Origin of the sequence: Alicyclobacillus fodiniaquatilis, from assembly GCF_042678105.1 — a bacterium.
Lineage (GTDB): Bacteria > Bacillota > Bacilli > Alicyclobacillales > Alicyclobacillaceae > Alicyclobacillus > Alicyclobacillus fodiniaquatilis.
The window spans coordinates 622-17,067 of the sequence record NZ_JBHUCX010000089.1; the positions used below are offsets into that span (position 1 = coordinate 622).

At 42.3% G+C, this 16,446-nt stretch carries 10 protein-coding genes and 1 pseudogene; 3 read left to right on the forward strand and 8 right to left on the reverse strand.

Annotated features, from left to right (window positions below; all coding sequences use genetic code 11):
* Positions 1-135 precede the first annotated feature (135 nt).
* The 8 genes from murJ to ACFSB2_RS21185 form a co-directional block, all read right to left on the reverse strand.
* Entirely contained in the window at positions 136-1,677 is a 1,542-nt protein-coding gene (gene murJ, locus ACFSB2_RS21150) for a murein biosynthesis integral membrane protein MurJ (RefSeq protein ID WP_377945098.1), read from the reverse strand.
* A gap of 444 nt (positions 1,678-2,121) precedes the next feature.
* Positions 2,122-3,012, reverse strand: a complete 891-nt coding sequence (locus ACFSB2_RS21155) for a sulfotransferase family protein (RefSeq protein WP_377945099.1) — start codon at positions 3,010-3,012, stop codon at positions 2,122-2,124.
* A gap of 73 nt (positions 3,013-3,085) precedes the next feature.
* Entirely contained in the window at positions 3,086-4,144 is a 1,059-nt protein-coding gene (locus ACFSB2_RS21160) for a glycosyltransferase family 4 protein (RefSeq protein ID WP_377945100.1), read from the reverse strand.
* A gap of 317 nt (positions 4,145-4,461) precedes the next feature.
* Complete coding sequence (locus tag ACFSB2_RS21165; RefSeq protein ID WP_377945101.1) at positions 4,462-5,691, reverse strand: glycosyltransferase family 4 protein; 1,230 nt, start codon at positions 5,689-5,691, stop codon at positions 4,462-4,464.
* 141 nt (positions 5,692-5,832) lie between these two features.
* On the reverse strand, positions 5,833-7,017 hold the full coding sequence (locus tag ACFSB2_RS21170) for a glycosyltransferase family 4 protein (protein ID WP_377945102.1): 1,185 nt from the start codon (positions 7,015-7,017) through the stop codon (positions 5,833-5,835).
* Positions 7,010-7,936 (reverse strand): glycosyltransferase family 2 protein, encoded by a 927-nt coding sequence (locus ACFSB2_RS21175; protein WP_377945103.1) that lies wholly within the window; start codon positions 7,934-7,936, stop codon positions 7,010-7,012. Before ACFSB2_RS21175 ends, ACFSB2_RS21170 begins: the two co-directional genes overlap by 8 nt.
* Positions 7,845-9,338, reverse strand: coding sequence for an O-antigen ligase family protein (locus ACFSB2_RS21180; protein ID WP_377945104.1), 1,494 nt, complete (start codon positions 9,336-9,338; stop codon positions 7,845-7,847). Before ACFSB2_RS21180 ends, ACFSB2_RS21175 begins: the two co-directional genes overlap by 92 nt.
* Positions 9,339-9,567: 229 nt before the next feature.
* A complete protein-coding gene (locus ACFSB2_RS21185; protein ID WP_377945105.1) occupies positions 9,568-10,668 on the reverse strand; it encodes a glycosyltransferase in 1,101 nt (366 codons plus the stop codon).
* A 1,068-nt stretch (positions 10,669-11,736) separates the two neighbouring features.
* Here ACFSB2_RS21185 and asnB point away from each other — a divergent pair.
* The 3 genes and pseudogenes from asnB (at position 11,737) to ACFSB2_RS21200 (ending at position 16,256) form a co-directional block, all read left to right on the forward strand.
* Positions 11,737-13,570, forward strand: a pseudogene (gene asnB, locus ACFSB2_RS21190) (asparagine synthase (glutamine-hydrolyzing)).
* Between the two features lie 236 nt (positions 13,571-13,806).
* Positions 13,807-14,688, forward strand: coding sequence for an Rpn family recombination-promoting nuclease/putative transposase (locus tag ACFSB2_RS21195; RefSeq protein WP_377945106.1), 882 nt, complete (start codon positions 13,807-13,809; stop codon positions 14,686-14,688).
* Positions 14,689-15,227: 539 nt separating this feature from the next.
* A complete protein-coding gene (locus ACFSB2_RS21200; protein WP_377945107.1) occupies positions 15,228-16,256 on the forward strand; it encodes a hypothetical protein in 1,029 nt (342 codons plus the stop codon).
* Positions 16,257-16,446: the final 190 nt, after the last annotated feature.

Consider the following 16,446-nt stretch of genomic DNA (forward strand, 5'->3'; position numbering starts at 1 on the left):
TTGGCCCCCTACCTCTCTAGTTTCGATACACAATATATAGAACATACCATTATCCCTAATTTACTATGATTTTGTGATGGATTATCAACTATGGTTTAAACAGTTCTTTGACACACCATTGATTCACGGTTCTTCTCATGTTATTCTTTTTACTCCAAGTATTTTTCTCAGAAAGATAGAAATATCGCTCTTACCGTCAACAAAGGTGTAGATAGTGAGGAATAGTACTCCAAATCCAAGTGCAATCATACCTTGAAATACCAGTAGTTTCAGACTACCTTCTCCCCATGTTCTCGTAATACACAATGATGCACCAAAAGAACAAAATACCAAGATTCCAGGTATCCCACCCCTTCTAAATGCTTGTAACATGATTCTCACATATGATATACGGGTCCATTTGAAGATGGCTGTACACAGCATTACAACCGCCACCACTTGTGCAAGGCCATTTCCTAAAACAAGACCTTTAATTCCCAATCTATGTACGGTCAACACGCTAACCAATATGTTAACACCAACTGCTAGCAGAGAACGCATCATCACAGACCGATTTTTCTTCGCAGCGTAAAACACCCTATCCAAAATTGGTATCAGAATGTAAAATGGCTGAAAAACACCATAAATAATTAGCGGAGTAGCCGTAATCGCAACATCTTTAAGCGTAAAGGCACCATGTCTAAAAAGGAGATATATAATATCGCTTGAAAAAAGAATGAATATGCCACCAATAACAATGCTAATAAAAACTACCCAAGTGGTTGCTTTGACCAGATTCTTTTGCAACTGTACGAAATTATTGTCTAGAATGTTCGAGACAAATTGATTATACAATGTTGTAGCCAATGAACCACCTACAAGAATTGCCGGCATCAAACCTATTTTTGAGGCATAAGTTAAGTCACTTATGTAACCATTTGGAAGACCGGAAGCAAGAACCCTATCAATAATAAGATTTATTGTCCCTAATCCAGAACTAATTAAAATAGGAGGCATCAACCGTGCTACAGTTGGAACGCTAGGATGCCAGATACTTTGGCGTTTACTTAAGTATCGATATCGGATAACCGGAACAAATTGTATTATCAATTTCCCGAAAACACCTATTAAAAAACCAAATGCAAGGCTTCTAATACCGAGAACCGGTGCCAATATGATAGAGGTTGAAATCAAAATCACATTATATACCACACCTACTGCTGCAGGAAATGTAAACTCCTCAAAAGCGTTATTCACACCCGATAAAACTCCGGAGATTCCGGTAAACACGACCCCAACAATCATAACAGATAATAGCTGTACCGCTATGAGGTGCTCTCTTTTTGAGAACCCCGGGGAAAATAGTGAAACTAATGGATTTCTAAATAGAAAAGCTATAATGGTCATTATCGTAAAAATGACCATACTAAGAAGGAGAATTACATAGATCAGTGTACTCGCAGACTTATCGTCCTTTCTTCTTTCCGCCTTTAAAACTGGTACTAGAGAATACGTTAGGGCGGATTGAATAAGTCCAACTATTGTATCTGGGAAAATTAGCGCAATATAAAAAGCGTCTGTAAGTCCAGTCGCTCCAAATAGAAAAGCAATATACGACTCTCTCACAAACCCTAGGATCGAACTTATTGTTGTGAGTATAAATACAACAGTTGTTGATTTTGTGATTGACCTTTGCACCGATAATGCCTCCTATAACATTCCTTCAACAATTATATGTTTAGTATTTGTGGCATCCGAACTAATAAGCTACTTAATGAACATACGTTTGGAACCACTTTAGCAGATATACCAGATTAATCCTCAGAAATAGTACTTTAGTTGTGTTATGGGCATTATCGCTTGATATGCATATATCGAACGTCATTTGTAGTTCCTAGATACCTTGATCAACAATTTGATTTATATTCAACTTATAACTGTAATTCACCTACTGTTTTTTTGGAATTTGTATCAAATGTATCGTATTTTAGAGTTTATCAGGGTTCAATTTTTGTCGAATAAACTTAATGTTTAAAGCATTCGAACCTTTGATCAACACTCTGTACCATGTGTTGATCAAAGGAGAAGATATCTTGTAAAAAGCTCATTTTTATGGATCGTTATTCAATTTACTGAAATTTCTCAAGTCCAAAAGCTTAAATCCCTTTCTAAAAGATACTCAAGACGTCGGATGTCATCATAAAATACATTAACCAAGTTTCTCCTTGTAGTTGCATCCATACGGGGCTTATCGAAGGAAATTTTCCCCAACAAACGTGCCTTAACGACTTGACGCAGGTATTGAGGCAAAAATGGCTTAATTATTGTCTTAAGAGAATTTGGCTTAGTAATAAAATCATACGTCACCTTGGAACGAGGAATCCCAGATTTATTTAATTGAACATCTGTACTAACTTCGACAGTTTCATCAACTCCAAGGAATTTATATAGATTTACAAGCACACTGTTAGGCACAGATACAAACTCATCATAAATAACTATGAATACAGACTCCCTGCCAAACGTATCAATGTATCTTTTAATCTGCTCATAGTACATTCCAAGTCCTTTAAGCATCCATATAGGTTCGAAATTGTTCCTTTGTCTCTCACCCTCTATATTAAGAGCTTTCTCAAAAGACAAGTTCTCGCGTTGGTCTCGCAAAAGATGCCAATAAGCACTGTATGCCCGATCAATCGGATTGCGAAGAACAATAATAATTTTCGCATGTGGGACTAGAGATTTGATTGTCTTAGGGGTTTGTGGATAATATAAGTAATAAACAGATGACTCACCTACGACCTTTTCATTGGTGACCCCCGTGAACAGCCCTTCATAAGTAGAAACATCTCGTACAATCCCCTTCAGTATTCCTTCGTCACCCGGACCGTTAAATTGTGTTATTTCCTGAGAAGAAAAAAAATGAGACTCCTTAACCGGAGACATGTAGATATCCTTATGCTTTTTAAGAAAATAGTCTAAAGCTGTCGTTCCAGATTTTGCGGATCCTACCAGAATGAAGTTTGGAAGCATGTGCGAGTCCTCCTTGAATCGCATTAATCGAGATGCGTTTTATTATAAATAGCTGCACCATAAACTTTGCTATTCATGATTTAATTACGTGACTTATTAAATCGGAGAATGACTCTTCCCAGGTCCATTCTCTTACGCTGTTATAAGCTTCTTTTCTTATCCGATCTACCTCACCCCAATGCTCCCATGACCACAATATAGCCCTCACAATTTCCTCAACATCTAATTCCGTAAGTATTCCATTTTCCCAACTCGTAATTACATCCTTCATACCACAACGATTAGTCGTAATAACTAGCGACCCACATGACATCGCCTCTAAGACACTTAGGGGCAATCCCTCGAAACGCGATGGTAATATACATATATCATGTGAACGGTAAGCATTTATTGATTCTTCATCCGATGATAAACTTACTATCTCAACTCCATCTATATTAGAAAGGTCTAACTCTTTATCACCAACAGCTAATGTTAATCTGGCACAAGGATAAAATTGCTTGACTTTCACGAATGATGCCAAAAGCAAATCGAATCCCTTTCTATATATAGGGGATCCCACAAAAAGTATAGAATAACTAGGCTTTCGGCGTGATTTAAACTCTATACTTCTATAATTGTTATTTATCGAGTTACGAAACAAATACAGTTGCTCTGGGCTGGCGACATAATTCCCTAATAGCCAGTCTTTATCTTCGTTACTCATCACAACCGTCATATAAGAGTATCTTACAGACCAACAACTCTGCAATTCCGCAAAATAACGGCGAATTCCCCATTGATTTTTTTGTTCTATCTGTCGCAAACGCTGTTCAATTCCGTGAGTAAATGTTACTAACCTACGACTTTTACCGAATACCCGTGTAATTAATCCGCATATGGCAACAAAAGCCCCATCTGACCCATGAGCAATTACAATGTCACTTTTAAGTGAAACAAACGCTGCATTTAAGCGAAAACGAAGTCTACTAAGTGCAGTCAGGTGATTTGTTGTTTTATCTACTGACAACACCTCAACCTCAAACCCTTTGCGTTCAAGATATTCTATCTGCTCGTTTACCACACGCTCGAGTCCACCAACATGCTTTAGATTTGTTTGTGATACCACTAAAATCCTCAAACCTCGATTCATTATGCTATCCCTTCCCATTTTCTCTGTTTATAATTGATCAGTCTGTCTTAATAAGATCGAGAATAGCTTAACCAACGTCGCCGTGTGCTCTTAAAAATACTGTATATTCTAACAACAAACACACAAACAACATATTTGACCCTGACAATCAGCTCATAAGCTGTTGCGTTTAAAATAGGATGCACCATGCCGCACCTCAACAAAGAAAACATTCTTTCGTTACTCAAGAAACATGTAATCCTCCTCACCTCCTGAAAACTTTGGCTGCAAACGAACAGCGCTGCACATTACACAAAATATACCATTTAGACCATTTTTCATTTCACATCTATATCACCACTAACTAGTGCCTGGTAATCCGATACCCTCTGCCGCACCAATTCCTCCCATGCATACTTCGAAACAAAATTCCTACAGGTTTGAGCTTCAATTGGTCCCCACTTAAAGTATCCCTCTATGGAAGAAGCAATGTCGCTGGCCGTTAATCCCTTTGAAAGAAGCCTTTCATCAAGCCCACTTATTACTTCAGGAAGACCTCCGACGGGAGTTGCAACCACTGGTGTCCCAGAGGCAAGAGATTCTATTACGGTGAGGCCGAATCCTTCGAGCTCCTTAGACGGGAGTACCACCAAATCGGCTGCTTTGTAGTAAAGCAAGAGTTCTTCATCATCCACAAAACCAACAAAGTTCACACAATCTTGAACACCTAAGTTATGTGCTACAGCATTCAGGTGGTTTAACATTGGACCTCTTCCTGCCACAAATAGATGATAAGATACTTGCCCTTTACGTATTTTTAGTTCCGCCATTGCTTCAATCAAAAGGTCGAGACCCATCCGTTGTCTCAATCGTCTTGCTGTGAATAATATCCTAACATTGTCAGGTAATTGTAATTTAGCTCTGGCCGACAGCTTGTTATCAGATTCAGAATCTAATTGAAAATGGCTCATATCAACCCCTGCCCCAAGGATTGAAAAGGACTTCGAGCGTTTACGAAAGTGCTTCTGTTCACAAAGGAGCTTCATGTAATTACTCGCAGTAATGATGACATCTGACTCTCTAACAGATACCCGTTCTGCTTGGTTAATTACTGCTATCAAAGTTCGGGTAATAATCGATTTCATCTTATCCGGAATCTCTGCGCTAAACTCATCTGCCGCGGGCCCATGGAATGAGTAAACTAACCGCGGCACGTTGTTAGATTTAAACATCCGAATGAGTTTTCTCCAAATTGCGACGGATAATCCCGGAAGCGGCCAATTAACTTCGATTAAATCTGGTTTCGTTTTTCGACTTATCCGGATCAGGAGTCGAGTAACTCCGGTAACATAGTCGAATCCTCCGAATGGAAGAGGCTTTCTGTCATATCTTAAATAGCGTATGCCGTCGATTACCTCATCATAGGGTCGTTCATCCAATCTTGGCACAATCATAGTGACTACGAATCCAAAATTGTTCACTAGCCTCTTACATACTTCATATGTGTATCGGTGCGATCCACCCATTGAGTCTGGATATGCAGTATCGGCAACGTAGACAATCTCCAACTACGCTCTCTCCCCTCACTAAAATAACCAAGGCACTAATAAGTTAAGTCTAGAAAAATGTTGCTTAGTGATTATTCAGGTGCAATAGCGCGTTTGCGTAGACTACCTAGTGTACGCGCAGAGTATCTCCAACTAGCTTCCTTACGCGTTATGGGATTGGTACACGTTCGTAATCTTGCTAACAAACTTTGTTGAGCTACAAGCCTCACAAATAGAGATACCTTTAGACACTCTCTCTTCTATATGTTGGGTTCGCAGAACCATTAAAGCTCTCTCCATTCCTAAAACCAATGAATCAATATCTCCTGGTTCAGTGAGGATCCCCCCCCATTTCTTCAATATATCTCCAAGTCCTCCGGCATTAGTCCCCACCACCACTCGTCCTAAGGCAAGTGCCTCTAAAGCAGCCAGCCCAAAAGGCTCTGGCTCGACAGACGGAATTACCACTATATCTGCGCCAGCAATTACACTGTGTGCATCGTCTTGAGGAAGAAAATCAAGAAAACTAATCTGCTCCTGAAGACCGTAATCACTAACAAGTTTATATAAAGTATTCTCATACCGTAAATCGGAGGAATGGGCATTAACTCCTAAAATTATTGTGTGAATTTTATACCCTTGATTCAACAATACTGCCACGGCCTGAATTAAGATGTGTACACCCTTCCACGGAACAATTCTTCCGGAAAAGACCACAATAGGCGCTTCACCTCGTAGTCCCAAAAACACTTGAGGATTTTTAGACTTGAGATTAAGAATATCAGACGATATCCCATTCCAAATCATTTGGATCCTTCGTCCTGAAGAGTGCCTGTACTTACTTCGGACACTATCCGAAACGCAAATCACTGTATTGAACATTCTTAAAATGATTTTATGAAAGATGGATGAAGTAAGAGTATGATCATGATAAACATAAAAAGCACTGGAATTAAACCTCAATTTGGAAAATAAAATGATTGGGACAAGTAGAATAGCACACTTCAGTGTGTGAACGTGAACAATGTCTGGATTAAAAATCTTGCAAGCTTGGCACAACGATAAAATAGGTCGTATCAATTTTAGAGGCATGCACATTAGGGACAAAATCGTGTCCCTCAATCCATCCGCATACTTTCGATCAGCTAACTTACGATCTAATTTTAATTGAAAAAAGAGTATGCCTTTCCGAGCGCAAAAAGATTCTAGTGCCGACCCTGGAGAGCCACAAACTGCAACATCATATTGATCTGCGGGCAGTTCTGTTGCCAATAACTCGACTACAACCTCACCGCCACCCCTGAATATCTGATGATCTAAAAACAGGATACGCTTTCGTCTATGCATGAACATTCTCCCGCCGTCCATTGATCAACCCAAGGAATCGTCCTTTCATTGCTATATACCAACAAACCCAGCTTTGCTTCAATCCCCATCGGGTTATGCACCTAAGTACACCTGGCGCAGCAGCATCCCCACAAAGAGACCAGTAGACTACAGCAGGAAAGCATTGATTCCAGGGTCGAAACTTAGCAAAAGCATATGAAAAATTGTAAGCAGCATCAAACACCGCCTCAAGGCTTAAATCCTTTCGGTCATCTCCAACGGGTCTGGGAGCAGAGTGATGGTGGACAATTACATTTGGGTCGTATATAACTTTTTTTCCCCTACTTGTTAGAGCTAGTCCCAAATAGACTTCCCAGTGGATCTGCGCACCCGATCCAGATAATTGATTTGGCAACTCGATAAACCGCCGTCTAACACTCATGTTGACTCCTTTCGGCACATCTATCTCTTGTCTCGCCTTTCCTGCCTGACAATGGTCCCCAATCAGCCTGCCATAGCCAGTTACTATACCAACTCTTCCAAAAGAAAACCTTTGTATCGGTATTTGAGCATCTAAAATGTCACGCCCCGCGACACAAGCAATAGAGTCCGTATCGTTTATATAGTACGAACAATGTGCAGAAATCCAATTACTTGGAGCTTCGGCATCATCATCAATAAATAAGACAATGTCACCTTTTGAAGCAGAAACCCCCACCTTCATTGCCTCAAGTACACCAGGGTGATTAACATACACTGGTACGAGGCGTTGATTTAGGAATTGACTGACTACTAGTTCTGTATCTTTATCACCTCGACGAATAACCACAAGTACTTCGTAATCAAGATCATTGCACGTTTGTTGGTTTAGAATACTTGCTAGGCAGTCTGAAAGATATTTTGCCCGTTGGTAACTTGGTACTATGATCGATGCGAACATCAATCTTTCCTCCTTCTTCCATAAAATATTGAGAGAAAAAAAACGCTGTGACAAAAAACAAAACAGGAATTGTTTTCCAAAAAGTAAATACATCTCCTGTTAATGATTGCAATAACTCAGAAACCCAAATAGCTAGTATCATCCAGGTTATTGATCCACGAGACAGATTTCTAATGGACATTACAATTGGGGTAAACAGAAAGAGTGTAAAAGATATTAATCCAATAATACCTTGTTCTAAAATCGATGAGATAAACCCATTGTCAGTAAACATAGTGTAATTAAATACAGTCGATGCATAGTTAACTCCGTTATATCCGATACCGAGAAAAAGACTCCAAAGATGAGAAGCTATAAAAGACAATGAGTTGCTCCAAGAAGTTACTCGTCCTCCTCCTGCAACATTAAACTGCTGAACACTCGATATAGAGAAGAGTGGCACAACTCTAGTCATCCACAATTGTGCAATAAATCCATGCATGAATTCATTCATCGCTATAATAATGGTCGATGTTGTGACCGCAACTCCTATTAAGCTTACGGCCTTACCACGATTCCCTATCCAAAGTAATAAAAAATTAACGGCAATGGCCAACATGGCTGCTCTTGAGTAAGACGAAATTGCCCCAAAAGCAAATAGTGCTGTAGCCAAAAAATAGCAAACCATAACAAGGCCCCGACGTCGATATGTCATCCATAAGGATATGCCGAACAAAATTGACTCATAGTTCCCGAAAGCTCCAGCATTCTCATAGATTGTCCCACCTGCTCTATACATCTGAACTCCATTTAATGTGAAATACTGTTGCGACGTCATGCCTATACCTAGCTTGAACTCGATCAAAGTTACAATACACCCAACCACCGAACCAAAGATGGTCAAGTCTAAAATCCGATAGGCTTCCGATGTTTGCATGTATCCTTGGGAACGAACAAGTACGAACATAAACAAGGCAGCAAAAAGGCGAAATATCCTAAAATCGCTTGCGATTCCAGCCGAAAATGACGATGTATACCATGTAAGTATAAAGACAGATAAGATTCCAGTAATAATATAGATAATAAAAGAGCGCTGAAAAAAACCAAAAGTCCAATACCCTCTAGTATTACGAAAAAAAAGAACAATTCCAATCAAAGCTAAAATATCACCAATTTCAATCCGAAAGTTACCTATATTGAAACTAGGTGATATCGCCCAAGCCAGCAGCGTAAGAGCGAACCAGTAATTCACACTGTTATGGAAGAATTTCCTCACCAGAAATAATATGAGTAGTCCGACTACTACCAATACAATTGGTATACTATATATCTTTGTCGATATAGCTCCTATGAAAATTGATAAAATAATGATTATACCTACCAAAATAGCAGTTGTTCCGTGCCGACTCATGGCGACAGGCATACACTCATACTCCCCTTTGATGAAGACATTTATCCTAGCATATCTTCAGAGTGATGTAGGGCAAGTTCATTCCTAAAAACTAATAGCCGTAGTACGCACAAAGTATTACAAGAGGGCAATATCCGCCATCAAACAAATAACATACATTGTATTTATTAGTATTTTTTGGGTATTTATTTTTCCGAAAATTCACCAACTCAAATTTGAATATTATAGATACTCTGAAATATTAACGCCGTTTTCCCACAACCAACATCTCTTTTATATTCGACTCAAAAACTTCACGACCAAAATTCTTTGCCCATGTATGGATTTCGTTAGAATCCCATTTATGTTTCGATGCTTGATATAAGGTTTGAACCAAGTCTTCGACAGTTTGCTTATCAAAATATAATCCATTTAGCTCATGCTTGACAGTATCCAAAGCCCCGCCCGCTCTATAGGCGACAACAGGACGACCTAATCCGTTTACTTCCAACGGGGTAATACCGAAATCCTCCTCTCCCGGGAAAATTAACGCCCTGCATCGGGCCATGTATTCCAATTTAGATTCTTCAGATTGATAACCAAGAAATCTAATAGATGGGCCAGCGACACTCTCGAGCCTATTTCTGTCTGGCCCATCACCGATCACTAGAAGGGGTAGGTCGGCCTCTGTACATGCTCTGACAGCAAGGTCAATGCGTTTATAGCTAACCAATCTTGATACAACTAAAAAATAGTCCCCTGGTTCTTCAAACGTAGGTTTTATAGGTATATCCACAGGAGGAAAGATCACCTTTGAACTCCTGTTGTAATAATTCTTTATTCTTTTTGAAACTACTGAAGAGTTGGCGATGAAATAGTCGACATTCTTCGCTGTTTGTACATCCCACATTTTCAGGAAAGGTACCAACAACCTTGCCAATCTCCTAAGTAATCCTTTTGAGGTTTCATTTTCTATATACTCATCAAAATTCCACGCAAAACGCATCGGGGTATGGCAGTAACAAATGTGTATAGGCTTTGTTCCATCGTCAGTTGGTCCAATGGACACAGCCTTTCCGTATGCGCTACTTGATGAAATAACTAAATCGTATCCCCTTACAGGAAGTGTGCGAATTACAAACGGATATAGCCAGAAAAATAGCTTAAAGTGATTTTGTACAAAACCCATTTTTTGTATGAAGCTTGTTATTATGTTAGCGTCCTTCATCTCACTCCATAACTTGTCCGGGTCAACAAGAATTGTGTACACTGGAGCCTCCGGGAACATCTGATGCAGTGTAGCAACAACCCGCTCTGCTCCCCCTAGTTGATTTAAATAATCATGTACAATAGCGATCTTCAACTTACTCTCACTCCATACCCAGAGTAAAAAATTGGATGAAATTGATCTAGCCATATCTAAAGCGAGTGTTAATATCCGCTCCTCCTCGTTGAGATATAGCTTATTCAGTTAAACTAATATCGCTCTTATACCTATCCACTTGAGCAGCTCATTTATCCCCTAAACACAAGTCTGCGCCTTCGAAAAGTAACCTAATGATGGGTGATATCGATTGAAGCGATAATTAACATCAACGGCAAGTCCACTAAACTGCCTTGCCTCGAGCGGTTTTTCATTTATTCGACGTGCTTTTCCATCCAAAACAGTTATGAACAATTCGGTTGTAAGCTGCATGGTTCAGGTTACCATTAAACATCTTAATAGATGTGGGCCCTGCCCAAAGAAGATTAAACTGTGAATTACAATTGGAAGTTTATCGCGGTTAATCAATCTGGAACAGCCGCTTCTAACGGAGAGGGGAGCACAAAGCTGAAGAGAGCAAAAATGTAGGACTCTCCACTTTAGAGTATATGTATTTTTTTATCCCTATTCCCCAGTCAAAGCTTCTTTTTCTTTTCGAGCTATTATTATGGTAGAACATTTCTAGCGAATTTTCTTAAAGAATTTTCATCATTACGCCTTAGCATAACCAAGATACACAGGAATTCACATCATTAATTGGTTTATTAATGATAAAATAGTCATTTATCTGTGCTCCTAATTCATGCTCACATAACAAAATTACACCACTCGACTTTTTTCGTCAATCTATATATCCTTATCGTTCAGTAACATTTTTCACAAAAGATATTAATACGACACTTAGCATTGGCTCTTCGCTAACCCATCAAGCACTACGTTCTTGTGGGACTCTTCGCTGACCTACGTATGTTTACTCCACTTAACATTTCAATAGCTTTGTCTTGAAAAGGCTACCCAAATGACCCCCCACCCCAATTATTCATCATATCCCCATCCCGCTCCACCCCACCTCAATTCTGCTACAGTATTCTTTACAAACCATATATTCACCCACCCGAAATATTCTCGTGGCAAACACCTATGGTTTAGCAAAGGATGTGACTAATCATGTGCGGTATCACAGGATGGGTAGATTGGCGGCGTGACTTGACCAAAGAAAAAGAAGTGCTGCAAGCCATGACAGACACGATGGAGTGTCGTGGACCGGATACCGATTTGGCTGTCCCCCCGCGTCGCTTTTGGCCACAGACGCCTGGCCGTCATCGACATTGAGGGCGGCAGTCAGCCGATGGTCAAAAAAATCTCCGATACAAAGACATATGTCATCACGTACAGCGGCGAAATCTACAATTTCCAAGAACTGCAACGTGAGCTCAAATCGCGTGGGCATAGCTTTACGACGCGCTCTGATACGGAAGTCCTGCTGACTTCCTACATTGAATGGGGCCCTGCCTGTGTCGAACACCTGAACGGCATTTTCGCGTTCGGCATCTGGGATGAGGAAAACCAGGAACTCTTCCTGGCCAGAGATAGACTAGGGGTGAAACCGCTATTCTATGCAGAACGCGACAACGCCATCGTCTTTGGTTCAGAGCCAAAAGCGTTTCTGGCCAATCCGCTGGTAGAACCTGAAGTGAACATGGAAGGGTTGGCTGAAATCTTCACCATGCATCCCCTGCGAACACCTGGGCATGGGATTTACAAGGATGTGCATGAAATCCGACCGGGTTATACACTTCGCTTCAACCGTTCTGGCAGCCACCTCACTCAATATTGGCAATTGGAGAGCCACCCACACACAGCCGACGTTGACACCACCGCAAAACACATCCGGGAACTGCTTTACGATATCGTCGAACGCCAGCTGATTTCCGATGTGCCTTATTGCACCCTCTTGTCCGGCGGCTTGGATTCCAGCGCCTTGTCTGCGATTGCCGCCGACATTCTCAACCGCCAAAAGAAAGAGACCTTACAGACGTTTGCCGTCGACTTCAAAGACAGCGATAAACATTTTCAGCCAAGTATGATCCGACCGGATCTCGACGGGCCATACGCCCATCTCGTGGCAGAACATATCAAATCCCGCCATCGTGATATCGTGATCGACACGCCCGATTTGATCAAATCCGCCTTCATTCCATTGCGTGCGCGTGATCTACCCGCGATGGGTGAAATGGATACCTCCTTGTACCTGATGTTCAAGGCGCTCAAACAGAATGCCACGGTGGCGTTATCCGGCGAATCCGCGGATGAGGTGTTTGGCGGGTACCCCTGGTTCCATTCGGAGAAATACGTCAAAGCAAAGACATTTCCATTCCATGCGACACGGCCCAGTGTCTTAATGGAAGACATCGAAACTAAAATCAAACCAGAGGAATACCTGCAAGCGCGCTACCAACAAGCGATGGCAGAGGTCCCCCGCTTGGCTGGTGAAAGCGCATCCGACGAACGCATGCGGGAGATCTTCTACCTTCACTTGGTGTGGGGGTCGCTGCCAACCCTGCTGGATCGCAAAGACAGGATGAGCATGGCCATTGGCTTGGAGGTGCGGGTGCCATTTTGTGATCATCGACTCGTTGAGTATGTGTGGAATATTCCCTGGAACATCAAGACCGTCGGTGATAGAGAGAAGGGCATCTTGCGGGAGGCTGTGAAGGATTTGTTGCCGCATGAGGTGCTCTATCGCAAAAAGAGTGGTTATCCCGGCACACAGAATCCGTCTTATGTTGAGGCCGTTCGTTCCAGTGTGTTGGACATCTTGTCCGATGCAAACGCGCCTTTGTTGGCATTGGTGGACAAAGACAAAGTGAAGCGGCTTCTGGCCCCTGCGGAAACAGGCGATTCCATCATGACTGAAGCGCAGATGCGGACGCACTACTTGGCGTTTTTGGTCCAGGTCAACAAGTGGCTGCAAGACTACCACATATCTATTCGTGCATGATCGCAAGTGACATGCCGCAATTGCCACAGGGCCGCTGGAAAATGCAGCGGCTTTGTGGCGTTGTAGGATCGCAGTTGGTGTCGGATCGAACCTGCGCCTACTGATGATGCTCAAGGAAATCATGCCCTCACATACTCGCTTTGATGAACTTGTACTGTACATAATCGCACTATTGCTGGAATGACAGTACACTCTGTTGAGAGGTGAGCGGCATGCTACGAAGTCAGGATTTATGAATGGATTTAAAAGTGGATTTTGCCTTCAAACAGATGTTTGGTCAACCGCAGAACGCAGAACTACTGATAGACCTTCTCAACGCATTGTTCAAACGGAGCAAAAGGGAGCACATTGTGTCTGTGACGTTTCCCAATACAGAGTTGACGGCGGAAACCTTCGGCGACAAGGAAGCCCGTCTGGATGTGTTTGCCGTCACCGATGCAGAGGAACGAATCAATATCGAAATTCAACTATCCAATCACAGGGATATGGTGAAGCGCTCGTTGTATTACTGGGCAAGCCTTTTTCGTAGCCAAGCGAAATCGGGCATGAAATACCTCGAATTGAATCGCACCATCACGGTGAACATCTTGGATTTTCACTATTTCGACTCGACACCAGTGTACCACTCGACATATCATTTACTTGACGAAAAAACACAGATGCCGATGACCGATGTGATGGAGATTCATTTTATCGAGTTGCCGAAATTGCGGAAATCATATCTAGACAACCTTGCACAGGCTGTTCAAGACCCACTGGAAAGATGGTTGCTGTTGCTCGATGCAGCAGACAATGAACAAATTCGTACAGAGCTGGAGGCGTTGGCGATGAAAGATCCAATAATGGAGAAGGCGATGGAAGCATGGGAGCAAATCAGTCGAGATCCAGATAATTGGGCAGCTTATCTCGCTCGTCACATGGCGATGATGGATAAGGCTTCATGGTTGGCCGATGCGAGAGCGGAGGGCATTGAAGTTGGCAGGGAAGAAGGCAAATTAGAAAAATCCCTGGAAATTGCCCGTAATTTTTTATTGATGAACCATGATGTTTCGGAAGTGGCGAATGCCACTGGATTAAGCGTTGCACAGGTGGAAGAGATCAAGCGTCAATTACATTGATGAGCTTCATGCTGTTCTTCATGAGTATGAAAAATCGGACAGACGCTCATCTCAAATGAATGTCTGCCCGTCAGTTTAATCAAGATAGACACGGGCGGACAGACCTTCGGGATCACACTGCTGTTTGACAAGTCGCAAATGTGCCAGATTCGCGCCGTAACCGTCGATAAGCCGAGCGTCATCGGCCACGTACATCTCTTAGCAACTGATCGTAGGGAAAGAGTTGAGTGACTACGCGTTCCTCTGTTTGCTGCACACTCATGTTCTTTCCATCACCCTTACCATCATAATTTTCCATCCCTTGCAAATAGGGATGACATAAACAGCTTCGCGTTTTGGATAGAATCCACTTTACGGGTGTGGTTATTTGGCATGCCATGGGCACTTTTTCAATCGTTTTCCGTTTGCTTCTTTGGCCTAGCGCTTAGGGAATTTTTTCTCCAAAGCGTGCATTGTAGGGAAGATGAACACCATCTATACTGAGGTCCATAGGCAAACGAGTTAGCTCTTATCCGCTTTTAAGATAGGAGGAACAGTGAATGGATGAAGAACTAAAATCTTTTCTCACTGATTTTAAAAACGATATCAACACGCGATTTGACAAAATGGATGCGAAGTTCAGTCGTGAATTGCGCGAAGGGCTTGATGGACTGCGTTCCGAGTTTAATAGCGAATTTTCTACCGTCCGTAATGAATTCAAGGATGCACTCGCTGCTGACCGTGCCAAATCCGACAGTGATTTCGCCGCTGCTCAAATAGAATTCAAGGATGCGCTCGCTGCCGACCGCAAAGAATCCGACGATAAGTTCGCTGCTGCTCAAATAGAATTCAAGGATGCGCTCGCCGCCAACCGCAAAGAATCCGACAATAAGTTCGCTGCTGCTCAAATAGAATTCAAGGATGCGCTCGCTGCCGACCGCAAAGAATTCAAAGATATGCTCGCCGCCGCTCGCAAAGAATTCAAAGATGCGCTCGCTGCTGACCGTGCCAAATCCGACAGTAAGTTCGCCGCTGTTCAAAAAGAATTCAAAGATACGCTCGCTGCCGACCGTGCCAAATCCGACAGTGATTTCGCCGCTGCTCGCAAAGAATTCAAAGATGCGCTCGCTGCCGGCCGTGCCAAATCCGACAGTAAGTTCGCCGCTGCTCAAATAGAATTCAAAGATACGCTCGCTGCCGACCGTGCCAAATCCGACAGTGATTTCGCCGCCGCTCGCAAAGAATTCAAAGATGCGCTTGCTGCTGACCGTGCCGAATCCAACGATAAGTTCGCTGCTGCTCGCAAAGAATTCAAAGATACGCTCGCTGACTTCCGTAACGATGTGAATCGTCGCTTTGACGAAGCACATGTGGAACTCAAGAACGTCCGTAATCTTACAGAGCAAAATAACCGCATGCTTGCACAAATGATACACAACCACATCCCTGCACTAAAAGCAGATGTAACTTCAAACCATATGCTCACTTCCGAATTGCAGGAGGATGTAGATACAGTTGTAAACGCCTATGAACAGGTTGTAGAAAAGAGACAGATGCGAAAGTTGAAAAAGAACCCAGAGGGCGCTTGAATCGTAAGTCCAGAAAATACGCGAAGATTTCTCTCTAGCACCATCACGACGCACTTGAATATGTATCGAGTCGCTTCCGGCGCAAAAGCGTCGTACCATCAAGCACCACCGGAAATTCCTTGCACAGGCTTGTAAAATCCATCGACCAGAGGGATGCCCGAGGGTCCACCTCTTCCGATTTCTTGACGTA

Bases quoted from the DNA above. Each gene is read 5' to 3' on its own strand.
- ACFSB2_RS21195 (WP_377945106.1), top strand. From the start codon at position 13,807: ATGGATTTAAAAGTGGATTTTGCCTTCAAACAGATGTTTGGTCAACCG.
- ACFSB2_RS21180 (WP_377945104.1), bottom strand. From the start codon at position 9,338: ATGCCTGTCGCCATGAGTCGGCACGGAACAACTGCTATTTTGGTAGGT.
- ACFSB2_RS21155 (WP_377945099.1), bottom strand. From the start codon at position 3,012: ATGCTTCCAAACTTCATTCTGGTAGGATCCGCAAAATCTGGAACGACA.
- ACFSB2_RS21175 (WP_377945103.1), bottom strand. From the start codon at position 7,936: ATGTTCGCATCGATCATAGTACCAAGTTACCAACGGGCAAAATATCTT.
- ACFSB2_RS21160 (WP_377945100.1), bottom strand. From the start codon at position 4,144: ATGAATCGAGGTTTGAGGATTTTAGTGGTATCACAAACAAATCTAAAG.
- ACFSB2_RS21170 (WP_377945102.1), bottom strand. From the start codon at position 7,017: ATGCATAGACGAAAGCGTATCCTGTTTTTAGATCATCAGATATTCAGG.
- ACFSB2_RS21200 (WP_377945107.1), top strand. From the start codon at position 15,228: ATGGATGAAGAACTAAAATCTTTTCTCACTGATTTTAAAAACGATATC.